The 22,439-nt window shown below is 66.2% G+C and carries 19 protein-coding genes; 7 read left to right on the top strand and 12 right to left on the bottom strand.

What is annotated here, in order from left to right; genetic code table 11:
• Positions 1 to 233: 233 nt before the first annotated feature.
• The 3 genes from PMI20_RS21835 (at position 234) to PMI20_RS21825 (ending at position 5,608) form a co-directional block, all read left to right on the top strand.
• Positions 234 to 2,345 carry a hybrid sensor histidine kinase/response regulator gene (locus tag PMI20_RS21835; protein ID WP_037036188.1) on the top strand — a complete coding sequence of 704 codons (2,112 nt, stop codon included), beginning with the start codon at positions 234 to 236 and terminating at the stop codon, positions 2,343 to 2,345.
• 168 nt (positions 2,346 to 2,513) lie between these two features.
• Complete coding sequence (locus PMI20_RS21830) at positions 2,514 to 5,174, top strand: excinuclease ABC subunit UvrA (protein ID WP_007932363.1); 2,661 nt, start codon at positions 2,514 to 2,516, stop codon at positions 5,172 to 5,174.
• Positions 5,175 to 5,374: 200 nt separating this feature from the next.
• Positions 5,375 to 5,608: a DUF465 domain-containing protein gene (locus PMI20_RS21825; protein WP_007932361.1), complete on the top strand. Its 234-nt coding sequence runs from the start codon at positions 5,375 to 5,377 to the stop codon at positions 5,606 to 5,608.
• Between the two features lie 175 nt (positions 5,609 to 5,783).
• Here the strand turns inward: PMI20_RS21825 and PMI20_RS21820 are convergent, their stop codons facing one another.
• The 3 genes from PMI20_RS21820 to PMI20_RS21810 all read right to left on the bottom strand — a co-directional run bounded on the left by PMI20_RS21820 (position 5,784) and on the right by PMI20_RS21810 (position 8,365).
• Positions 5,784 to 5,921: a PA0050 family protein gene (locus tag PMI20_RS21820; protein WP_007932359.1), complete on the bottom strand. Its 138-nt coding sequence runs from the start codon at positions 5,919 to 5,921 to the stop codon at positions 5,784 to 5,786.
• A gap of 139 nt (positions 5,922 to 6,060) precedes the next feature.
• Positions 6,061 to 7,170 carry an SMP-30/gluconolactonase/LRE family protein gene (locus PMI20_RS21815; protein ID WP_007932356.1) on the bottom strand — a complete coding sequence of 370 codons (1,110 nt, stop codon included), beginning with the start codon at positions 7,168 to 7,170 and terminating at the stop codon, positions 6,061 to 6,063.
• Between the two features lie 25 nt (positions 7,171 to 7,195).
• Positions 7,196 to 8,365, bottom strand: a complete 1,170-nt coding sequence (locus PMI20_RS21810; protein ID WP_007932354.1) for an SRPBCC family protein — start codon at positions 8,363 to 8,365, stop codon at positions 7,196 to 7,198.
• 94 nt (positions 8,366 to 8,459) lie between these two features.
• On the opposite strand from PMI20_RS21810, the gene bsrA reads away from it, so the two are divergent.
• Entirely contained in the window at positions 8,460 to 9,398 is a 939-nt protein-coding gene (gene bsrA / locus PMI20_RS21805; RefSeq protein WP_007932353.1) for a LysR family transcriptional regulator BsrA, read from the top strand.
• Between the two features lie 124 nt (positions 9,399 to 9,522).
• Complete coding sequence (locus PMI20_RS21800; RefSeq protein WP_007932349.1) at positions 9,523 to 10,149, top strand: thiol:disulfide interchange protein DsbA/DsbL; 627 nt, start codon at positions 9,523 to 9,525, stop codon at positions 10,147 to 10,149.
• A 108-nt stretch (positions 10,150 to 10,257) separates the two neighbouring features.
• On the opposite strand, the gene PMI20_RS21795 is transcribed toward PMI20_RS21800, so the two are convergent.
• From PMI20_RS21795 to PMI20_RS21760, 8 genes are all read right to left on the bottom strand, one after another.
• On the bottom strand, positions 10,258 to 11,670 hold the full coding sequence (locus tag PMI20_RS21795; RefSeq protein ID WP_007932347.1) for an amidase: 1,413 nt from the start codon (positions 11,668 to 11,670) through the stop codon (positions 10,258 to 10,260).
• A complete protein-coding gene (locus tag PMI20_RS21790; protein ID WP_007932344.1) occupies positions 11,667 to 12,947 on the bottom strand; it encodes a Zn-dependent hydrolase in 1,281 nt (426 codons plus the stop codon). The genes PMI20_RS21795 and PMI20_RS21790 overlap by 4 nt, the downstream gene beginning before the upstream one ends.
• Positions 12,948 to 12,960: 13 nt before the next feature.
• A complete protein-coding gene (locus tag PMI20_RS21785) occupies positions 12,961 to 13,656 on the bottom strand; it encodes an ABC transporter ATP-binding protein (RefSeq protein WP_007932342.1) in 696 nt (231 codons plus the stop codon).
• Entirely contained in the window at positions 13,656 to 14,408 is a 753-nt protein-coding gene (locus PMI20_RS21780; RefSeq protein ID WP_007932340.1) for an ABC transporter ATP-binding protein, read from the bottom strand. Before PMI20_RS21780 ends, PMI20_RS21785 begins: the two co-directional genes overlap by 1 nt.
• A complete protein-coding gene (locus PMI20_RS21775) occupies positions 14,405 to 15,415 on the bottom strand; it encodes a branched-chain amino acid ABC transporter permease (protein ID WP_007932339.1) in 1,011 nt (336 codons plus the stop codon). The genes PMI20_RS21780 and PMI20_RS21775 overlap by 4 nt, the downstream gene beginning before the upstream one ends.
• Before the next feature lie 2 nt (positions 15,416 to 15,417).
• A complete protein-coding gene (locus tag PMI20_RS21770) occupies positions 15,418 to 16,278 on the bottom strand; it encodes a branched-chain amino acid ABC transporter permease (protein ID WP_007932338.1) in 861 nt (286 codons plus the stop codon).
• Positions 16,279 to 16,359: 81 nt separating this feature from the next.
• Positions 16,360 to 17,562, bottom strand: a complete 1,203-nt coding sequence (locus PMI20_RS21765) for an ABC transporter substrate-binding protein (RefSeq protein WP_007932337.1) — start codon at positions 17,560 to 17,562, stop codon at positions 16,360 to 16,362.
• A gap of 112 nt (positions 17,563 to 17,674) precedes the next feature.
• Positions 17,675 to 18,445 (bottom strand): FadR/GntR family transcriptional regulator, encoded by a 771-nt coding sequence (locus PMI20_RS21760; protein WP_007932336.1) that lies wholly within the window; start codon positions 18,443 to 18,445, stop codon positions 17,675 to 17,677.
• Positions 18,446 to 18,661: 216 nt separating this feature from the next.
• On the opposite strand from PMI20_RS21760, the gene PMI20_RS21755 reads away from it, so the two are divergent.
• Positions 18,662 to 19,066, top strand: coding sequence for a DUF488 domain-containing protein (locus tag PMI20_RS21755; protein WP_007932335.1), 405 nt, complete (start codon positions 18,662 to 18,664; stop codon positions 19,064 to 19,066).
• Positions 19,067 to 19,078: 12 nt separating this feature from the next.
• Here PMI20_RS21755 and PMI20_RS21750 read toward each other — a convergent pair whose 3' ends face one another.
• Positions 19,079 to 19,540 (bottom strand): hypothetical protein, encoded by a 462-nt coding sequence (locus PMI20_RS21750; RefSeq protein WP_007932333.1) that lies wholly within the window; start codon positions 19,538 to 19,540, stop codon positions 19,079 to 19,081.
• A gap of 164 nt (positions 19,541 to 19,704) precedes the next feature.
• Here PMI20_RS21750 and PMI20_RS21745 point away from each other — a divergent pair, with 164 nt between their 5' ends.
• Positions 19,705 to 22,392, top strand: a complete 2,688-nt coding sequence (locus tag PMI20_RS21745) for an MGH1-like glycoside hydrolase domain-containing protein (RefSeq protein WP_284169207.1) — start codon at positions 19,705 to 19,707, stop codon at positions 22,390 to 22,392.
• Positions 22,393 to 22,439 lie beyond the last annotated feature (47 nt).

Raw genomic sequence — 22,439 nt, 5'->3', positions numbered from 1 at the left:
CTGAAGGCCTTCAGCGATCTTGAGACTTTTACGGCCGTTGCGGCCGATCGCCGCCTGCGGCAGCGGCTACAGGCCGGGGTTGTTTGCCCGGCGTCATGGCGATTTGTCCGACAATCGCGAAAATGCGGTGAAACCATCCGCGTGGCCTGTGCTCCAAATCTTGAGTACCTGTCCGTGGCGTTCGGGGCGCGGCCGGGAATGCCGTCATTCAATCGTGTTCACTGGGTCAAGCGATGCCGTTCTTATCCGATCCTCATGGTTGCCAGGGCTGGAGAGGCGAGATGGCCGGGCGCATCCAGGCGTTCGACTGGTCCGTCACCGAGCTGGGCGCGCTGGAGCAGTGGTCGTCGAGCCTGTGCAGCGCCGTGCAGCTGCTGCTGGCCTCGCCGGTGCCGCTGGTCATGCTCTGGGGCCGCTCGGGCTACATGATCTACAACGATGCCTACGCCGAATTCGCCGGCGGCCGGCATCCGTACCTGCTCGGCCGCCAGGTGGAGCTGGGCTGGCCGGAAGTGGCGGATTTCAACCGCCATGTGCTGGACACCTGCCTGGCGGGCGGGACCCTGTCGTACCGCAACAAGGAGCTGGTCCTGCTGCGCAACGGCCAGCCGGAACATGTCTGGATGGACCTCTACTACAGCCCGGTGGCCGGCGACGACCAGGCCCCGGCCGGGGTCATGGCGATCGTGGTCGAGACCACCGCCCACGTGCTGTCCGAGCAGCGCCGCCAGGAAGTCGAAAACGCCTACCGCGCGGAAAATGAACGGGTGCAGCTGGCGCTCAATGCCGGAGCGCTGCTGGGTTCCTTTGTGTGGGACATCAAGGCCGATCGGCTGTCGGGCGACGAGCGTTTTGCCCGGACCTTTTCCTACCCGCTGGAGCAGCCGCTGGACGACCTGTCGATGGCGGTCGCCGACGGCCGGGTGCACCCCGAGGATCTGCCGCGGATCAAGGAACAGGCAGCCTACAGCGTGAAAAAGGGCGTGCCCTACAACACCGAATACCGGATCCGCCGGGAGGACGGCAGTTACCTGTGGGTCATGGGCTGTGGCCGTTGCGAGTTCGACGACGCAGGACAGGCCTTGCGCTTTCCCGGCGTGCTGATCGATATCCACGAACGCAAGATGGCCGAAGAGTCGCTGCTGCAACTGACGCGCAACCTCGAGCAGCGGGTGGCCGAGGAGGTCAACGCGCGGGTCTCGGCCGAGGAGCAGTTGCGCCAGGTGCAGAAGCTCGAAGCCATTGGCGGCATGACCGGTGGCGTGGCCCACGACTTCAACAACCTGCTGCAAGTGATCGCCGGCAACCTGCACCTGCTGGCGCGCCATGAGCCGGACAATGCCAATGTGCAGCGCCGGGTCGGCGCGGCCATTACCGCGGTCGAGCGCGGCGCCAAGCTGTCCGCGCAACTGCTCGCGTTCGCCCGGCGCCAGCCGCTGTCGCCCGAGGTCTACAACCCTCGCCGGATCCCCGACAGCCTGAGTGAGCTGCTGCAACGGGCCCTCGGCGAAACCATCGACATCGATGTGCAACTGCCGGCGAAGCCCTGGTACATCAAGGTCGATCGCAGCCAGCTGGAAAATGCCTTGCTCAACCTGGCGATCAACGCCCGCGACGCCATGAAGGGCGAGGGCACCATCGGCATCCGCGGCGAAAATGTGGTGCTCGACCGCGGTTTCTGCGCCGGCAAGGGCATCAGCCCCGGTGACTACCTGTGCCTGTCGGTGGCCGATACTGGCGATGGCATGCCCCCCGAGGTGCTCAAGCAGGCGTTCGAGCCGTTCTTCACCACCAAGCGCGACGGCCAGGGCACCGGGCTGGGACTGAGCATGGTGTTCGGTTTCGTCAAGCAGAGCGGCGGCCATATCGAGATGCTCAGCACGCCGGGGCAGGGCACCACGGTGCGCATGTATTTCGTGCGCAGCACCGAACCGGAACCGGGCGCGGTGCCCCGGCGCGGGCAGCGGCCTGGCCACGGCCAGGAAACCATCCTGGTGGTGGAGGATAACGAGGATGTCCGCGCGGCGGCGGTCGAACTGCTGGAGAGCGCCGGCTACAAGGTGCTGGTGGCGGCCAATGGCGATGCGGCCATGCAACTGCTGTTGAGCGGCGCCCGGGTCGAGCTGATCTTCACCGATGTGGTGATGCCCGGCCTGATCAAAAGCACTGACCTTGCGCTCTGGGCCAAGACCCAGTCGCCGGCCGTGGCGGTGCTGTTCACCTCGGGGCATACCCGCGACATCATTTCCTGCAATCACCAGCTCAGCCCGGACACCCACCTGTTGAGCAAGCCCTACAGCCCGGATGCCCTGACCGCCATGGTCAGGTCGGTGCTGGAGGCGTGAGGCCATAAGCGGGGAAAAGTCCGCCATACGTTCGACATCCGCGGTTGCTCAAAACCCCGGGCCCATGCACCCTGCACCTCGGTCGGGTGGCTGCCGGTCGCCGGTGCTGGCGCCGTGGGGCTTTCTGACTTGACCTCTGTTCCGATACCTCCGATACAAGGCTGTCCCATGACTTCAGCGCGCAACACGCCTTCGCCACAGGTTTTGTCTTCCTTGCCCGCGAACAGCTCGGGTTTTGTCAGGGTGCGCGGTGCCCGCGAACACAACCTGCGCAACGTCGACGTGGATATTCCCCGCGATGCGCTGGTGGTGTTCACCGGGGTTTCCGGCTCCGGCAAATCGTCCCTGGCGTTCTCGACCCTGTATGCCGAGGCCCAGCGCCGCTATTTCGAATCGGTGGCGCCCTACGCCCGGCGCCTGATCGATCAGGTCGGGGTGCCGGATGTCGACGCCATCGAAGGCCTGCCGCCGGCGGTGGCCCTGCAACAGCAGCGCGGCACGCCGAGCACCCGCTCTTCGGTGGGCAGCGTCACCACCTTGTCCAGCCTGATCCGCATGCTCTATTCCCGGGCCGGCAGCTACCCGCCGGGGCAGCCGATGCTCTACGCCGAAGACTTCTCGCCCAACACCCCGCAAGGGGCCTGCCCCAACTGTCACGGCCTGGGCCGGGTCTACGAGGTCAGCGAGGCGTCCATGGTCCCGGACCCTTCGCTGACCATCCGCCAGCGCGCGGTGGCGTCCTGGCCGCTGGCCTGGCAGGGGCAGAACCAGCGCGACATCCTCGTGACCCTGGGCTACGACGTCGATATTCCCTGGCGCGACCTGCCGCAAGAACAGCGCGACTGGATCCTGTTTACCGAAGAAACCCCGACCGTGCCGGTGTACGCCGGGCTGACCCCGGAGCAGACCCGCGAGGCCCTCAAGCGCAAGCAGGAGCCGAGCTACATGGGCACCTTCAGCGGGGCCCGGCGCTACGTGCTGCACACCTTCACCCATTCGCAAAGCGCGCTGATGAAAAAGCGCGTGTCGCAGTTCATGCTCGGCAGCCCGTGCCCGCTGTGCGAGGGCAAGCGCCTGAAGCGCGAGGCGCTGTCGGTGACCTTCGCCGGCCTCGACATCGGCGAGCTGTCGCAGATGCCCTTGCTGCAACTGGCCGAGGTGCTCAAGCCGGTGGCCGCCCAGGCTTACCTGGAACAGGCCGAGGAGGCCGGCGAGGTCTGGAGCCACGAACAGACCCAGGCCGCGCGCCAACAACGGATCGCCCAGGGTGCGCCGGGGCATGTCGGAGGGCCGGATGTGCGGCACACGCCGAACCTGTCCCTGGAAAAACGCCTGGCCGCGCAACGCATCGCCCAGGACCTGCTGGATCGGGTCAGTACCCTGACCGGCCTGGGCCTGGGTTACCTGGCCCTGGAACGCAGCACGCCGACCCTGTCGTCCGGCGAGTTGCAGCGTCTGCGCCTGGCGACTCAATTGGGTTCGCAGCTGTTCGGGGTGATCTATGTGCTCGACGAGCCTTCGGCCGGCCTGCACCCGGCGGACGCCGAGGCGTTGTTCGAGGCCCTGCAGCAGCTCAAGGCTTCGGGTAACTCGCTGTTCGTGGTCGAGCACGATCTGCAGACCATGCGCCGCGCCGACTGGCTGATCGACGTCGGCCCGGCGGCGGGCGAGCAGGGCGGCCAGGTGCTGTACAGCGGTCCGCCGGCGGGGCTGGCCCAGGTCGCGCAGTCGCAGACCCGCGCCTACCTGTTCGCCGAACAGGCGCCGGCCCGCCGCACCGCGCGCCAGGCCCAGGGCTGGTTGCGCCTGGAGGGCATCAGCCGCAACAACCTGAAGGACCTGAGCGCGCAATTCCCCCTCGGCTGTTTTACCGCGGTGACCGGGGTCTCCGGTTCCGGCAAGTCGAGCCTGGTCAGCCAGGCCTTGCTGGAACTGGTGGGCGCGCACCTCGGGCGGCCGCAGAGCAACGAAGAGCCGGAGGAGCTGAACCTGGAAGACGACGCCCCGCAGGCCAGCAGCGGCGAAGTCACCGCCGGGCTGGAGCGGATCAAGCGCCTGGTGCAAGTGGACCAGAAACCCATCGGCCGCACCCCGCGCTCGAACCTGGCGACCTACACCGGGCTGTTCGACCACGTGCGCAAGCTGTTCGCCGCCACCCCCGAGGCGCGAGCGCTGGGCTACGACGCCGGGCAGTTCTCCTTCAACGTCGCCAAGGGCCGCTGCCCGGCCTGCGAAGGCGAAGGTTTTGTCAGCGTCGAGCTGCTGTTCATGCCCAGCGTCTATGCGCCGTGCCCGACCTGCCACGGCGCGCGTTACAACCCGCAGACCCTGGCCATCCAGTGGCAAGGCCTGGACATCGCCCAGGTCCTGCAACTGACGGTGCAGGAGGCGGTCGAGGTGTTCGCCGGACAGGCGAGCATCCGCCGTTCCCTGGAAGTCTTGCGCGATATCGGCCTGGGCTACCTGCGCCTCGGCCAGCCGGCCACCGAACTGTCCGGCGGCGAAGCGCAGCGGATCAAGCTGGCCACCGAGCTGCAGCGCAACCCCCGCGGCGCCACCCTGTATGTGCTGGACGAGCCGACCACCGGCCTGCATCCGCGGGATGTCGATCGCCTGCTGGAGCAACTGGACAACCTGGTGCGGGCCGGCCACAGCGTGGTGGTGGTCGAGCATGAAATGCGCGTGGTGGCCCAGGCCGACTGGGTGATCGATATCGGCCCGGGCGCTGGCGACCAGGGCGGTAAAGTAGTGGTCAGCGGGACGCCACAACAGGTGGCCAGGCACCGCAAGAGCCGCACTGCGCCGTTTCTGGCCCAGGCGCTGGGGTGAGTCGCGGCACCCTCCGCGGGGCTTCGCTCGTGGCGGGTTGTGAGGCGGGCGGTGGGGCGCGGGAAATGTCGCTGAAGGCGACGAACGGTTAGCGCTGTGGTCTGATTGACGGTCGACAGACAGCGGTGGTGGAGGTCATTCTGGTAACTGGCGAGTGCCTGTAAGTGCGCTTGCTACCGATCAACAAACGGAGGTGTTTCATGCCGGTGCCCCATGACCTGTATCAGGACCTGAGCTACAGCAAAGAAGACATTCAACAGCGCCGGGCCAGTGACCCGCACTTGAATGCCTTGTTCGACAAATACTCCAGCATTGATGATCAGGTGCTCAAAGCGGAGGCCGCGGCGGCCGCTGACGAGGAGCTGAAACGACTCAAGGAAAAGCGGCTGCTGATCAAGGACGAAATCTCCGAGAAGCTGACCGCCCGCTTCTGACCCCGACCCTGTCCTGAGCGAGATGTCCCGAGGCTTCGGGCGTCTCGCCAGGTTCTACGCAATCCAGAGCATTGGCTGCTCTTTCCGCTATTTGCCCGTTTACTCCCCTGTATCGACCCGCACCCTTGGCGAGACGCGCCCGAGTCGGGCGCGCCTGTTTCAGCGCCTGCCTGCCTCAAGGGCACTCGCAGGTGCTCGGGCCGAATACCGGGCCTGCGCAGGGATCCTCGGACGGTCCGAACACCGGGCACGCGGCCAGCGCCGACAGGGATGAAGTGAGCAGCAGGGAAGCCAGGAGGATTTTGATTTTCATGGGGGATCCACTCTCAATGTGATGGGAATCAATCGGATTCGATTGTTTGTCTTTCCTTGGTGGGCGCCGGTGACGGCGCCGCGCGGGACAGCTTAGATCAGAATCTGGCGAGCATGCCGGTGCCCATGCCGTTATCGCATCAAGGCGCCTTTGACAGCGCGACGCTCAGCGGCAGGCGCGCCATGTGCGTGGCCTTGAGCGAGCCGAAGTACAGGGCGTCGCCGTATTCGCGCACCGTGGTGATCGGCGCGTAGTTGCCGGCGCTGGCGTCCTGCAGGTTGGCGATGACCTGGCCCTGGGTATCCAGGCCGAGGGCGAAGCCGCGTTTTTCCACCGGCTTGGGCAGCACGGTCATGGCCCGCACGATCATCTTGCGCACCAGCGGGTAGGGCGCGGTACCGTCCAGCAGGACATTGCGCGGGGCGTAGAGCGCCACCCAGAAACGCCCCTGGCCGTTGAAGCTGAGGTTGTCCGGCAGCCCCGGCAGGTTGTCGATGAACAGGTCGTGGGTGCCGGCCTTGGCGCCGCTGAGCCAGTAGCGGCTGATCCGGTAGGCGCCGGTTTCGTTGACCAGCACATAGGCTTCCTGAGGCCCGAGGGCCACGCCGTTGGCGAACTCCAGGCCGTCCAGCAACTGCTCGGTCTGGCCCGTCTGGAAGTCATAGCGCAGTAAGCGCCCGTCGCCGCCGTGCTCGATCACCGCCTCGCCATCCTGGCCGTAGCCCCAGCGGCTGGTGGCGTCGCTGAAGTAGGCATAACGCCCGGTGGCGTCCACCGCCACGTCGTCGGTAAAACCGAAGGGCAGGCCGTTGGCGGAGGTGGTGAGGGTGCTCAGTTGGCCCTTGGCGTCCAGCGCCAGCAGGCCCTTGACCGCGTCGGCGATGATCAGCCGGCCATCCGGATGCCGGGCCAGGCCCAGGGGGCGTCCGCCGGTATGGGCCAGTACCTGCAGGGTGCTGCCGTCCAGGGCGGTGCGGATCACCCGCCCGTCATGCAGGCCGCTGATCAGCGAGCCGTCTTCCAGCAACAGGGCTTCCGGCCCGTCGATATTCAGCGCGCCCACCGTCTGCACGCCCTTGAGTTTCTGGTTTTCGGCGTACAGGCCGCTCTTCAGCGAAGGCGCCACCGGCGGGGTCCAGGCCAATGGCTGGACCTTGGTCGGCATCAGCAGCAGAAAGGCGCCGATGGCGATGACCACGACCAACAGCAGATGGCGAAACTTGATCCGACGGGGTGCGACGGGCTTCATTGAGGGCGGCTCCTGGGTGATAGGTTCAGGTCGCGCTCTGCGGCGCGACGTCGGCGCCCCGGGGAATCGCCCGTTGCGCCATCTCGCACAAGGCTAGCAGGGAGTCGGCGGACTCCCGTTCTATCCGCCTGCTGAATAGCAGGCGATTGCCCAGGCGCATCAGCAAGCCGTCGAAGCGGTATTCCAGGGTGCGGATAAAGCGCGTGCGGTGGGCGTCCAGCGCCTGGCACTCGTAGGTGACCACCAACTCCAGGCCATGATCGCCCTTGGCCGCGGCGCTCCAGCGATGCCCGGGCAGGTACTCGTCGACCCGCCAGCTCAGGTGCCCGCTGCGCCCGCCGGCGTGGATGTCTTCCTCGAAGCGCGCGCCGGCGGGCAGGGCCCCGGCCGGACCCTGGACCTTCAGCGACGAGGGGTGCCACTCCGGCCAGCGGCTGGAGGCGCAGGCGTAGTCGAGCAGGGCCACCGGGTTGCGCGGAATATCGATCTGATGCTGCATGCGGGTCATGGACGAGGACCTTGTCGATAGAGAGGAGGTGGTGGGTTCCGGCTCCCAGTACAGGGTGCCGAACAGGTAATCCATCAGCGGCAGGACGATGTTGAAATTGCGCTCTTGCATCAGCTCGCGACGGTGATGCAACTCATGCAGGCGGCGCATCTGGCGGATCCACGGCAGCCGCGCCAGCGGGTGCTCGGCCGGCAGGTGTTCGCAGGCATGGAACACCTCGTAGGCCAGGTAACCGATCAGGGTGCAACTGGCGAACAGCGCCGCGACATTGGCATTCCAGAACTTCAGCAGCCACCACAGCGGCAGGGCGAACAGCAGGCTGTGGACCACGATCAGCCAGGCCGGAAACAGGATCACCCGCCAGTCCCGGGGGCCGTCGTATGTCATGTGTCCGGGCACGAAGAAACTGTGGTGATCGCCGCTGTGGCGGGCGTAGAACATCCGCGCGAAGGCCTGCTTGTGGTGGCCCAGCCAACGGTGCACGACGTAGATGCACAGGTTGAAGAACAGCAGCGCCACTGGCACCGCCAGCCACTCCAGGGGCTGTACCTGGTGCAGGGTGCTCCACAGCAGGGCGATGCACGCCATGCCATAGGCCAGCACGAAACCGCCGTGCAGCCACGGGTTGTAGCGCGGATGAACCGCGGCGCGGTAACGCTCGCGAAATGCCAGGGTGGTTTGCCTCAAGGCCGTTCTCCTGTGGGTTTTATTGTTCTTGTTGACAGAAGATTAGTCCTGCTCGAATTATCCAGCTAATGGATATTCGGAATGGGCATTATTCATGAAGCTGAATTTGCGGCACCTGGATCTCAACCTGCTCTTGGTGTTCGACGCGCTGATGCAGGAGCAGAACCTGTCCCGCGCGGCGGTGCGCCTGAACCTCAGCCAGCCGGCCGTGAGTAACGCCCTGGCGCGCCTGCGCAGCCAGCTCGACGAGCCGCTGTTCATCCGCACCGCCCGGGGCATGCAGCCCACGCCGCGGGCCCATGTACTGCACGGTTCGGTGCGCCAGGCCCTGCGGCTGCTGCAGGAAGGCCTGGACCCGGGCAGCGAGTTCGACCCGGCGGCGGCCGACCAGACCTTTACCCTGTCGATGAACGACTACGCCCAGGCGCGCCTGTTGCCGGCGCTGTCGCGGCGCCTGCAAAGCGCCGCGCCCAAGGTGCGCCTGGCGGTGCGCAGCGATGCCGCCGACTCCCTGCCGGCCTGGCTGACCACCGGGATGCTCGACCTGGCGGTGGACTACCTGTACTTCGACGACCCCGACCTCTGCTACCAGCCGCTGCTGGAAGAACAGCTGGTGGTGATCGGCCGTATCGACCACCCGGCCTTCGAGCCGCAGCTCGGCCTCAAGGCCTATGAGCAGAGTCGGCACGTGGCGATTCCGGACCGGGGCGGGCGCGGCTCGCCGCTGGAGATCGTCCTCGGTTCGGCCAAGGTCCAGCGCCATGTGCAGCTGTTCGTCCCGCATTACCTGAGCATTCCCTTGATCGTCGCCCAGTCGGATTTGCTGGGCACGGTGCCGCGGCGCCTGGCGGAGCACTTCTGCGCGCTGATGCCGATCCGCATCGCCGAGCTGCCCTTGGTGGCGCCGCCGGTGCAGGTCAGCCTGATCTGGCATCGCCAGCAGGAGCGGGTGCCGGGGCATCGCTGGCTGCGCGAGGAAATCATCGCCCTGGCCGCCCGGTTCGCGCAGCAGCCGGAGCTTTCCGGGCGTTGATGACAAAAAACCAACAAAAGATTGGGATTGGTCCGATTGGCACCGTGGACACCGCCTGTATCCTTTGGGGCCCGCTTGACGAGCAGCCGTGCTGACTCAGAGGCGTCAACCCATTGGAGATTGCATGCGTCACTCGATTCTGAACATTGCCCTGGCAGCCAGCTGCCTCTTTGGCTTGGCCGGGCAGACCGCCATGGCGGAGGTGGATGCCAGCCAGTACGTGGAACTCAAGGATGCCGTGCCGCAGGTCGTGCCCGGCAAGATCGAAGTGGTGGAACTGTTTTCCTACGGCTGCGGCCACTGTTACAACCTCGAAGCTTCGATCAACCCCTGGGCCGCCCAGCTTCCCGAAGACGTGAACTTCGTCAAGCTGCCGGCCATGTTCGGCGGGATCTGGGATGTCTATGGCCAGCTGTACCTGACCCTGGCGACCATGGACGCCAAGCCCGAGGCGCATCACGCGGTATTCGAGGCGATCCACGGCGGCAACCGCCTGAAAACCCCCGAGGCCATGGCCGAGCTGCTCAAAGGCCAGGGCATCGAGCCGGCGAAGTTCCTCGCCACCTACAACTCCTTCGCCGTGCAGGCCAAGGTGATGGACGCGAAAAAACGCACCGCGGCCTACCAGGCCACCGGCGTGCCGTCGCTGGTGGTGGACGGCAAGTACCGCTTCGGCATGACCAACGACGGCGCCAAGGGCCTGTTCGCGGTGGCGGACCAGTTGATCGCCCAGGTGCGGGCAGCAAAATAAGCCCTCGATCCCTTGGCCGCTGTCCAGCCGGCGAGGCTCGGCAGCGGCCCAAGGGCATCGAGCGGTAGTCAAAAAGGGCATCGCTAGCGATGCCCCTCATGAGTGCTGTCAGTCCTTGATCCGCGGCGCCTGCGGATGCGGGCTCGGGAACGCCTGCTCATAAGCCCGGCACAGGCGCAGCACCTGATCATCGGCAAACCGCGCGCCCACCACCTGCAGGCCCACCGGCAAACCGTCCTCGGCGAAGCCGCACGGCACCGAGGCGGCCGGTTGCTGGGTGAGGTTGAAGGGGTAGCTGAAGGGCGTCCATTCCATCCATTCGCCCAGGCCGGAACCCGGTGGCACGTTGTGCCCGGCGGCGAAGGCGGTGAGCGGCAGCATGGGCGAGACCAGCAGGTCGTAGCGCCTGTGGAACCCGGCCATGTGCGCCACCAGCGCCGCGCGGGCTTCCAGGGCCAGGGTGTAGTCGTGAAGGCTGATGCCTTCACCCTGCCGGGCAATGCGCAGCAGGCCCGGGTCGAGCTGCTGGCGTTGCTCCTGGCTCAGTTGCCCGGCCAGCCGCGCGGCGCCGGCGAACCACAGGGTATTGAACAGTTCCAGCGGGTCGCTGAACCCCGGGTCGACCTGCTCGACATCGGCACCCAGTTGCGCCAGGCGTTCCACCGCCCGGGCCACCACCCGCGCCACCTGTGGCTGCACCTTCACGTAGCCGAAATCGGCGCTGTAGGCGATACGCAGGCCTTTGAGGTCAGTGCTCTGCGGCAACCAGGGCGTGCTGCGTGGGGCCCCGGCAAGGCCGTCGCGGGCATCCGGGCGAGCGACGGTTTGCAGCATCAGCAGCGCATCGTCGACGGTGCGGGTCATCGGCCCCAGGTGCGAGAGGATAGTCATGGCGCTGGCCGGCCACTGCGGCACGTAGCCGAAGGTCGGCTTGATCCCGAAGGTGCCGGTGAAGGCGCAGGGAATGCGGATCGAACCACCGGCATCGCTGCCCTGGTGCAGCACGCCGAGGTTCAGCGAGGCCGCGGCGGCCGCGCCACCGGAGGAGCCACCGGCGGTGGTGCGGGTGTCCCAGGGGTTGCGGGTGATGCCGTACAGCGGGTTGTCGGTCACGCCTTTCCAGCCGAACTCCGGGGTGGTGGTCTTGCCCAGCAGCACCGCGCCGGCGTTGCGCATAAAGGCCGGGAAGGGTGCATCGACGTCCCAGGGGCCGCTGGCGGAGGTGGTTTTCGAGCCCTTGCGGGTGGGCATGCCACGGGTCAGGGTCAGGTCCTTGATCGAGGCCGGCACGCCGTCCAGCGCACCGCAGGGCTGGCCCTTGAACCAGCGCTGCTCGGAGGCTTTTGCCGCGTCCAGCGCGCCTTGCGGGTCGACATGGCAATAGGCGTTGACCTGCGGGTTGAAGCGCTCGATGCGCGCCAGGGCGTCCTCGGTCGCTTCCACCGGCGACAGGCGCTTGTCACGGTAATGGGCGAGCAGTTCGACGCCGCTCATCTCGGCGATTTCGCGGTGTCGGGTCATGCCGTCGCTCCTGCTTGCGCCGCGTTGACCATGGCCCGCAGCAACACGGCGCAACCGTCGGCCAGGTCCTGGGGCGCGGCGTTTTCGATTTCGTTGTGGCTGATGCCGCCTTCGCAGGGCACGAAGATCATTCCGGCCGGGCCCAGCTCGGCGATGAAGATCGCGTCGTGCCCGGCGCCGCTGACGATGTTCATATGGCTCAGGCCCAGCTGTTCGGCGCCCTGGCGTACCGCGGCGACGCAGGCGGGGTCGAAGTCCAGCGGCGGGAAATCGGCGGTGGGGGTCAGCTCGAAGCCCAGGCCGTGCTGCTGGCAGGTGTCCTCGATCACCTGGCGCACCTCGTCGACCATGGCTTGCAGTTTGTCGGCATGCAGGTGGCGCAGGTCGAGGGTCATCTGCACCTGGCCGGGAATCACGTTGCGCGAGCCCGGGTGCAGGCTCAGGCAGCCGACCGTGCCACAGGCGTGGGGCTGTTGCTCGTGGGCGATGCGGTTGACCGCGCTGATCACCTGGGCGGCGCCCACCAGGGCATCCTTGCGCAAGTGCATCGGCGTCGGCCCGGCATGGGCCTCGACCCCGGTCAGGGTCAGGTCGAACCACTTCTGGCCGAGGCAGCCCATGACCACGCCAATGGTGGTCTGGCGGTCTTCCAGCACCGGGCCCTGTTCGATGTGCGCCTCGAAATACGCGCCCACCGGATGGCCGAGCACCGCCCGCGAGCCGGCATAACCGATGCGCCGCAACTCGCTGCCCACCGACAGCCCCTGTTCGTCCTGCTTGCGCAGGGTGTCGTCGAGGTCGAACTTACCGGCAAACACCCCCGAGCCCATCATGCACGGCGGGAAGCGCGAGCCTTCTTCGTTGGTCCAGACCACCACCTCGATCGGCGCCTCGGTCTGCAGGCCGAGGTCGTTGAGGGTGCGGATCACCTCCAGGCCGGCCATCACCCCGTAGCAACCGTCGAACTTGCCGCCGGTGGGCTGGGTGTCGATATGGCTGCCGGTCATCACTGGCGGCAGCTGCGGGTTACGCCCGGCGCGGCGGGCGAAGATATTGCCGATGCCGTCGATGCTGACGCTGCACCCGGCCTCTTCGCACCAGCGCACGAACAGGTCGCGGGCCTGGCGGTCGAGGTCGGTCAGGGCCAGACGGCACACGCCGCCCTTGGCGGTGGCGCCCAGCCGCGCGAGGTCCATCAGCGATTGCCAGAGGCGTTCGCGGTTGACCAGCGGGGTGCTGTCTTGCAACGGGGGTACGGACACAATCGGACGGTTCATTTCATCTCTCCCCTCAGGCGCTCAGGGCCAGGTAGCGGTTCTTGATGCTCGGGTCGGCGCGGAAGTCGGCGGCGCTGCCCTGGTAGACCACGCGCCCCTGTTCGAGGACGTAATGGCGGTCGGCGAGCTTGTCGCAGACCATCAGGTTCTGTTCCACCAGCAGCACCGGCAGGCCGTCGTCCTTGATCTTGCGCAGGATCTTCACCAGCTCGTCGACGATCACCGGGGCCAGGCCTTCGGTGGGTTCGTCGAGAATCAGCAGCTTGGGATCGTTGAGCAGGGCACGGGCGATGGCGAGCATCTGCTGCTCGCCGCCGGACAGCGCGTGGCCGGCGTTTTTGCGCCGCTCCTTGAGGCGCGGGAACATGCCGTAGACATCCTCCAGCTGCCAGCGGCTGCTCTTGCGCTGGGCGATGCGCAGGTTTTCCTCGACGCTGAGCAGGCGGAAGATGCCGCGGTGTTCCGGCACCAGCGCCAGGCCCTGGCGGGCGATCTCGAAGATCTTCTTGCCCACCAGTTCCTGGCCGTTGAAGCGGATCTGCCCCTGGCGCGGGCAGATGATCCCGAGGATGCTGCGCAGGGTCGTGGTCTTGCCCGCGCCGTTGCGCCCCAGCAGGGTCACCAGCTCGCCGGCGTCGACCTGCAGCGAGACGCCTTCGAGGACGTGGCTCTTGTCGTAGTAGGAATGGATATTCTCGACGGTCAGCATCAGGCGGCTTCTCCCAGGTAGGCGATGCGCACGCGCTCGTCGGCGCGGACGAATTGCGGTGTGCCCTCGACCAGGATCTGGCCGTGGCTCATGACGGTGATGCGTTGGCTGATGGACATGACGATGCTCATGTTGTGTTCGATCAGCAGCACCGTGTGGTCGCGGCCCAGGTCGCTGATCAGCTGGGTCATGATCGGGATGTCGTCGATGCCCATGCCGGAGGTCGGCTCGTCGAGCATCAGCAGCTTCGGCCTGGAGCAGATCGACATGCCGACTTCCAGCACCCGCTGCTGGCCGTGGGACAGTTCGCCGGCGAGGGTGTCGGCGCGTGCCGTCAGTTGCAGGCGTTCGAGCACCTGGTCGGCCATCTCCAGATGTTCGCGGCGGCTGTCGACGTGGCGCCAGAAGTTCAGCGCCGCCAGGCCATCGCGGCCCTGGGCGGCCAGGCGCAGGTTTTCCCGCACGCTGAGGTTCTGGAACAGGCTGGTCAGTTGGAACGAACGGGCCATGCCCAGGCCGACCCGGCCGTGGGCCGGTTTCTTGATGATGTTCTTGCCGTTGAACAGGATCGCCCCGGCGGTGGCCTGACGTTCGCCGGTCAGGCAGTGGAACAGGCTGGTCTTGCCGGCGCCGTTGGGGCCGATGATGGTGTGGATGGTGCCGGCCTCGACCTTCAGGTTGACGCCGTTGACCGCGTGGAAGGCGCCATAGGCCAGCTCCAGGTCCTGGGTTTGCAGCAGGTACTGCGTCATGACAGTTTCTCCTCGGTCGGCAGGGCCGCCTTGCGTGGCCCCCGGATGCGTTCGAACAGGCTTGACAAGCCGCCCCACAAACCGCCGCGCATGAACACCACCACCAGGATCAGGATGATCCCCAGCAGCATCAGCCAGCGTGGCCAGAGGTCGGACAGGAACTCGCCGAGCAGCACGATGGAACCGGCGCCCAGCAGGGAGCCGAACAGCGAGCCGGTGCCGCCGACTATGGTCATGATCAGGATGTTTTCCGACATCGCCAGGTCGATGTTCGACAGCGGCACGAAATGCAGGAGCATGGCGTACAGTGCCCCGGCGATCCCGGTGACCGCGCCGGACAGCATGAACACCAGGATCTTGAAGTGCCGGGTGTCGTAGCCGATGGCGGCGGCGCGGGTTTCGTTCTCGCGGATCGCCATCAGCGTGCTGCCGAACGGCGAGGCGATCACCCGGCGGGCGCCGATGAAGATCAGCAGGAACAGCACCGCGACAAAGGCGTAGAAGTAGCGCGCGTCGCCGAGCGACAGCAGCACGCTGTCGCCGAGGCGGATCTCCGGGCGCGGCACGCTGAGCAGGCCGTTGTCGCCGCCGGTCCAGTCGCTCAGGGTGTAGGCGATGAAGTAGGCCATCTGGCTGAAGGCCAGGGTCAGCATCACGAAGTAGATGCCGGTGCGCCGGATTGCCAGGGCGCCCACCAGCAACGCCAGCAGCGCGCCCACCAGGGCCGCGCCGAACAGGGCGCTGAACAGGCCCAACTGCAGGTGGATCATCAGCAGCGCGGCGCAGTAGGCCCCGGCGCCGAAGAAGATGCCCTGGCCGAACGACAGCAGGCCGGTGTAGCCCAGCAGCAGGTTACAGGCCAGCGCCGCGAGGGCGAAGATCAGGATCTCGGTGGCCAGGGTCGCCGACGGCAGCACCAGCGGCAGGCCGATCAGTACCGCGACCACCAGCCACGGCAGGGCGCGCGACTGGGTCTTGGCGAACGGCAGGGGATTTTTCTCGCTCATGTTCATGCTCTCCCGAACAGGCCGTAGGGACGGACCAGAATCACTGCCGCCATGGCGCCATAGATCATCAGGCTGGCGCCTTGCGGCCAGAGGGTGGTCATCAGGCTCTGCACCACGCCCACCAGCAGGCCGCCCACCAGCGCGCCGCTGAACGAACCCATGCCGCCGATCACCACCACCACGAAGGCCACCCCGAGGATTTCCGGGCCGACAAAGGGCTGGGCGCCACGCAATGGGGCGAATAGCACCCCGGCGATCCCGGCCAGGGCCACGCCGAGGGCGAAGGTCATGGAGAACAGGCGAAAGATGTTGGTGCCCAGCAGCGACACGGTCTCGGTGCTTTCGCTGCCGGCGCGCACCAGGGCGCCGAAGCGCGTGCGCTCCAGCAGCAGCCACAGCGCCAGCCCGACTAGCGCCGAGAAGACGATGAGGAACAGGCGGTAGTAGGGGTAGACGAAGTCGCTGACGATCAGCACGCCGCGCAGCAGTTCCGGCACCGCGACGCTTTTGCCGACGGGGCCCCAGATCAGCACGCTGGCTTCCTGGATGATCAGCGCGATGCCCAGGGTCACCAGGATCTGGAAGGTGTGGGGCAGGTGGTAGATGCGCTGGATCAATAATCGCTCGATGGCCCAGGCCAGGGCCGCGACCACCAGCGGCGCGACCAGCAGCGCCAGCCAGAAGCTGCCGGTGAGGCTGACGGCGGTGTAGCAGATGTAGGCCCCGAGCAGGAAGAACGCGCCGTGGGCGAAGTTGACGAAGTTCAGCAGGCCGAAAATGATCGTCAGGCCCACCGCGATCAGGAAGTAGATCATCCCCAGGCCGAGGCCGTTGAGGATCTGGAACAGGTAAAGATTGAGCATGCGGGTACCCTCGGCAGGGGGCCGGCGACTGTCGTCGGGCGGCCCGCTGCCTCTAGCCAGCGATGAAAAGGTCGGTCGGGGTCAGGCCAGGTTGCAGCCGGTGGCGCCGACATCCGGGAACGAGCGCCCGGAGCTGAGCACTTCGGCCAGGTCGTCCTTGTCGCGCATGTTGGCCGTGGCCTTGCCCTGCAGCAGGTAGTAATCCTTGATCACCTGATGGTCGCCGGCGCGGATGCTTTCCTCGCCGGTCGGGCCCTGGTACGTCAGGCCTTGCATGGCCTTGGCCACGGTCGCGCCGTCGAAACTGCCGGTGGCGACTATGGTGTCGAGCATGATCCGGGTGCCGATGTAGTCGGCGGCCAGCGGGTAGGTGGGGTTGATGCCGTACTTGGCCTGGGTCAGCTTGACCAACTCGCGGTTGAGCGGGGTGTCGACCTGGTGCCAGTACTGCGCGCCGAGGTAGACGCCTTCGAGCACGTCGCTGCCCAGTTCCTGGAACTGGTCGAGCCCGGCGGACCACACCAGCAGCACTTTCATGCGTTCCTTGATGCCGAAGTTGACCGCCTGGCGCAGGGCGTTGGAGGACTGGCTGCCGAAGTTGAGCAGCACCAGCACGTCGGGCTGGGCGGCGATGGCGTTGGTCAGGTAGCCGGAGAACTCCTGCTCCTGCAACGAGTGATAGCTGTTGCCGACGTGCTCGATGCCATGCTCGGCGCAGACCTGTCTGGCGCCTTCCAGCAGTGCTTCGCCGAATACGTATTGCGGGGTGATGGTGTACCAGCGCTTGGCCTCGGGCAGGCGCTTGATCAGCGGCACCATGGTTTCGCGAATGGCGCCGTAGGTCGGCACCGACCAGCGAAAGGTCGAGGCATTGCAGTCCTTGCCGGTGACTTCGTCGGCGCCCACCGGGGTCATGAACACGCCATTGACCTTGCCCACCTCCTTGGCCACCGCCAGCGCCGAAGACGACAGGGTGCAGCCCTGGAAGAATCGCGCGCCGTCCTGGGCAATCGCCTCCTGCACCTTGCGCACCGCCTTGCCGGCGTTACCTTCGGTGTCGATCACCTTGTAGTTCAGCGGGCGGCCGAGCAGGGTCGGGTACTGCTCCACCGCCAGGCGCGAGCCCATGTCGGCGAACTTGCCGTAGCTGGCGAAGGCCCCGGACATCGACTTGAGCCCGTAGAAGGTAAAGGGTTCGGCGGCAAAGGCGTTGCGCACCCCCAGCGGAAGGCTGAGGCCTGCGGCAACGGTCAGACTGGCTTTCAACAACGTACGACGCTGCATGGGGTAACTCCCTGGTTTAGTTATTGGCAGGAGTGGCAATGGCAAAACGGCGCAGCAGCCTGTGTTCAGGCTTTGTTATTGGCGAAGCGGTGTGTGGCGGGTGCGGCGGTTATCAATGGTGGTGGTCGAACTCCAGCAGGAAGTGTTGGGTGACCTCGCCCTCGAGGGCGCTCATATGGTGTTCGGCGTCGCACATGTGTTCGTGCATCAGCTGGCGTACCGCGGTTTCGTCCTCGGCTTTGAAGGCCAGCAACAGGCGCTTGTGGTAATCGAGGTTGGCGGCGTCGAACTGCTTGCGCTTGGGCTTGTAGGCTTTCTTCAGCACCACCAGGTCGCGCAGCAGGTCGTTGAGGAACTGCGCCATGAAACTCAGCAGCGGGTTGGGGCAGGCGCGGCCCAGCAGGTTGTGGAATTCCAGCTCGGCGATGCGCTGTTCGCGCTGGCCGGCCTCGCTGTCTTCCGGGGCGCTGCAGAAGTCGATATTGGCCTGCAGCGCTGCAAAATCGTCAGCACTCAGGCGGCCGATCACCGACACCGCCAGCTCCACTTCGATGACCTTGCGCAGCTGGTACACCTGCTCGCCATCCATGTGCTGGAAGTGCAGGTAATTGCGCAGGGCGCGACTCGCCGGCTCGGTGCCGGCCTGGTTCAGGTAGGCGCCGCCGCTGGGGCCGGTGCGGGTGTTGACCAGCCCTTCGACCTCCAGCGCCTTGAGCGCTTCGCGGGCCGAACCCTTGGAACACTGAAAGCTTTCCATCAGCTCGCGCTCGGTCGGCAAGCGATCGCCGGGACGCAGGGCGTTGATCACAATGGAACGCTTGACCGACTCGACAATCACGTCGGAAAGCTTCTGGCGTTTGCGGCGAACAGGTCGTTTGAGCATGTTTTCGATTTATCGTATTAATGCGGATAAATAGTACTTAATAGGGCTGGGCCCGCTGCGTCAATCGTCCGGGAGGCGAGCTGTCGTTTTCAATGTGGGAGGGTCGTAATCAGAACCAGGGTGAGTGGCGGCGGGGCACTTGTCGAAGGTCATCCACCCTGTGTCCAGTCACTAAGCTGATGGCAGGCCATGCGCTGCCATAGACGGGAGGAAATCATGATTCTGTGCAAACGCGCCTACGAGCCGGCAAGCCCTGACGACGGCTATCGGGTGCTGGTGGACCGGCTGTGGCCGCGCAACTGTCGCAAGGACCGGTTGCCGCTGGATGAGTGGTTGAAAGACCTGGCGCCGTCCAGCGGATTGCGTCGCGCCTTCAAGTCCGGCGAGCTGGATTTCGCCACCTTCCGCAACCGTTACCGCCAGGAACTGGCGGCCCGCCCCGAGCATTGGTGGGCGTTGCTGGAACGCGCGCAAAAGGGCCGCCTGACCCTGGTGTACTCGGCCCACGATGAAGCGCACAACAATGCCCGGGTGCTGGCCGAGTGGCTGGAGGACGAGCTGGACCGCCAGGGCGAGGGCAGTTCGCCGGTGTGCTATGCGCACCTGTCGCCGCCTGAGTGAAGGTGTTGCGCTTCAGGGCTGCTTCAACATCACATAGGCCTCGCCGCCGCGCCGGTCGTGCATCAGCAGGAAGGTCTGCTGGTCGAGGGTGATTTTCGCCGGCAGGTGCTGCGCCACCGGGGTGCTGGAGAACTGCTCGGCCAGCTTGAGAAATTGCGCGGTCAGGGTCTTGTCCCGCTGCGACGGCGTGGTCACCGCGCATTGCTTGCCTTTCTGCACCTGGACCCCAAGGCTGTGGTCCGGCCTGAGCCCCATCCGCGCATACCCGGCATTGTCCAGCCTGGCGATGCCATAGGCCTTGGCCGCGCTGTCGGCCCCGGCGAAGGAGGGCGCGGACTTCAGGCAGATATCGCGAAAGGCCAGCACGCCTTCGGCGATGGCCGCCGCTTCCTTGTCGATGACTTCGGGCGGACTGGCGCAGCCGGCCAACAGGGCCAGGGCCAGGCTCAAAGGGCTCAGGATCGCGCGGTTCATCGGACCTCCCAGGCATTCACGGGGCATGCTTATAGCCTAGCCAAGCTTCTGCCTGCGGGAGGACCTGGGTGATGGGCGCCTCGCACCATGAAACATTTGTCATGGGCCGCCGGCGCCATCAGCCCCTACACTGGCTTTCACCTCCATGGCTCACGGACACCCCCATGACGGCAGCAGCGGCGGCAAGCATCCTCGAAACGGTCGAAGGCCAGCGCCTCAATGGCGAGGCCTGCGAACCCTGGCGCGAGTGGGGGCCGTACCTGAGCGAGCGGCAGTGGGGCACAGTGCGCGAGGACTACAGCGCCGATGGCGATGCCTGGGCCTACTTGCCCCACGACCATGCGCGCAGTCGTGCCTACCGCTGGGGCGAGGACGGGCTGGCGGGGTTCTCCGACAAGGCCCAGCACTGGTGCCTGGGGCTGGCCCTGTGGAACGAGCGCGACAGCATTCTCAAGGAGCGCCTGTTCGGCCTGAACAACGCCGAAGGCAATCACGGCGAAGACGTCAAGGAGCTGTATTTCTACCTCGATGGCGTGCCCAGCCATGCCTATATGCGCATGCTCTACAAATACCCGCAGGCGGCCTTTCCCTATGAGGACCTGCTGCGGGAAAACGCCCGGCGCGGCCTGGACGATACCGAGTACGAGATCCTCGACACCGGGGTATTCGAGGACGATCGCTACTTCGACGTGACCGTGGAATACGCCAAGCACGCGGTCGACGACATCTTCATGCGGGTCACGGTGCACGACCGTTTTCATCAGCCGGCGCGTTTGCGGGTCTTGCCCCAGGTATGGGCGCGCAATACCTGGAGCTGGGGCGGCGACTCGCGCAAGCCGAGCTTGCGCCTGGAGGGCGAGCAATTGTTGGCCCGGCATCCACGGTGCTCGCCGATGCAGGTCAGCGCCTGGGGGCCGGAGCGTTGCGAGTGGCTGTTCTGCAACAACGAAACCAACTTCCCGAGACTCGATGGCCTGGCCGCGCCCGGTCCGTTCAAGGATGGGATCAACGACTACCTGCTGGGAGGTTCCGCCAGCGCCATTGCCCGTGACGGCGGAACCCGCGCCGCCGCCCACTTCACCCTGGAGCTGGCCGGGCTGGAGAGCAAAAGCGTATACCTGCGTTTTGCTCCGGCTGGCTCGCCCCAGGTCAGCGCCCGGCGCCTGTTCGAACAACGGCGGGCCGAGGCCGACGCGTTCTACGCCGCGCTGCAACAGGGCATCGCCGATGCCGACGCACGCAATGTGCAGCGCCAGGCCCTGGCCGGGCTGCTGTGGTCCAAGCAACTCTACGATTTCGACGTCAACCGCTGGCTCGATGGCGACCCCGGCCAGCCCGCGCCGCCGGCGTCACACGCCCATCTGCGCAACAGCCATTGGCGGCACCTGGCGAACTTCGACATCGTGGCCATGCCCGACACCTGGGAATACCCCTGGTACGCCTCGTGGGACCTGGGTTTCCAGGCGGTGGCTCTGGCCTTGATCGATCCGGGCTTCGCCAAGCACCAGCTGTTGCTGCTGGTCAAAGACCGCTTCATGCATCCCAACGGGCAGTTGCCGGCCTACGAGTGGCGCTTCGACGACGCCAACCCGCCGGTGCATGCCTGGGCCAGCTGGCGGGTGTACCAGCGGGAAAAAGCCCTGACCGGCCAGGGCGACATGGACTTTCTCGAACGGATCTTCCACAAGCTGCTGCTGAACTTCTCCTGGTGGGTCAACCGCAAGGACGCCGAAGGGCGCAACCTGTTCCAGGGTGGTTTCCTCGGCCTCGACAACATCGGGCTGTTCGACCGCTCGGCGCCCTTGCCGCCGGGCTACACCCTGGACCAGGCCGACGGCACCGCCTGGGTCGCGGCCTATGCCCTGGACCTGATGCGCATTGCCCTGGAACTGGCCAGGCGCAACCCGGTGTACGTGGACATCGCGGTGAAGTTCTTCGAGCACTTCCTGTACATCGCCGGCGCCATCAACCGGCTGGACAACGGCGACACAGGGCTGTGGGATGAGCAGGACCGGTTCTTCTACGACGTGCTGCATCGCCCCGACGGTGGCAACGAACCGCTGCGCCTGCGCTCCATCGTCGGCCTGATGCCGCTGTTCGCCGTGCAGGTGCTGGAGCAGCATGAACACGAATGCCTGCCGGGGCTGCGTGAGCGTTTGCTGGAGTTCATGCACCATCGGCCGGACCTGGCCAGCCTGGTGTCGCGCTGGAACGAGCCGGGGCAGGGCAATCGCCTGTTGCTCGCACTGCTGCGCGGCGAGCGCACCAAGGACCTGCTCAAGCGCATGCTCGACGAGGCGGAGTTTCTTTCCGAGTTCGGTATCCGCTCGCTGTCCAGGGTCTTCGCCGAACACCCCTTCGCCCTGCAGGTCGACGATCATCAGTTGCGCGCCCGTTACGCGCCGGCCGATTCCGACTCACGGCTGTATGGCGGCAACTCCAACTGGCGCGGGCCGCTGTGGATGCCGATCAACTACATGCTGATCGAGTCGCTGCGCGAGTTTCATCGCTACTACGCCGACAACTTCTCGGTGGAATACCCCAGCGGTTCCGGCTACCTGGCGTCCCTGGAGGAAGTCGCCGACAGCCTGAGCCAGCGCCTGACCCGCCTGTTCCTGCGTGACGAGGACGGGCGCCGCCCATCGATGTGCGCCTACGCGCAGTTGCAGGCCGATCCCCGGGACCGGGATCTGCTGCTGTTCCATGAATACTTCCACGGCGACACCGGCCGCGGCCTGGGGGCCAACCACCAGACCGGCTGGACGGCGCTGGTGGCGTTGTTGTTGCAGCCTGTAGCCGCTGCCGAGCCTGCGAGGCTGCGACAAGGCCCGCAGGGCCTTCAGCGATCTTGAAAACGCCGCGCCCCTGCGGGTCGATCGCAGGCTGCGCCAGCGGCTAC

Source organism: Pseudomonas sp. GM17, from assembly GCF_000282175.2.
Taxonomy (GTDB): domain Bacteria; phylum Pseudomonadota; class Gammaproteobacteria; order Pseudomonadales; family Pseudomonadaceae; genus Aquipseudomonas; species Aquipseudomonas chlororaphis.
This window is presented reverse-complemented; position numbering and strand designations above follow the sequence as displayed.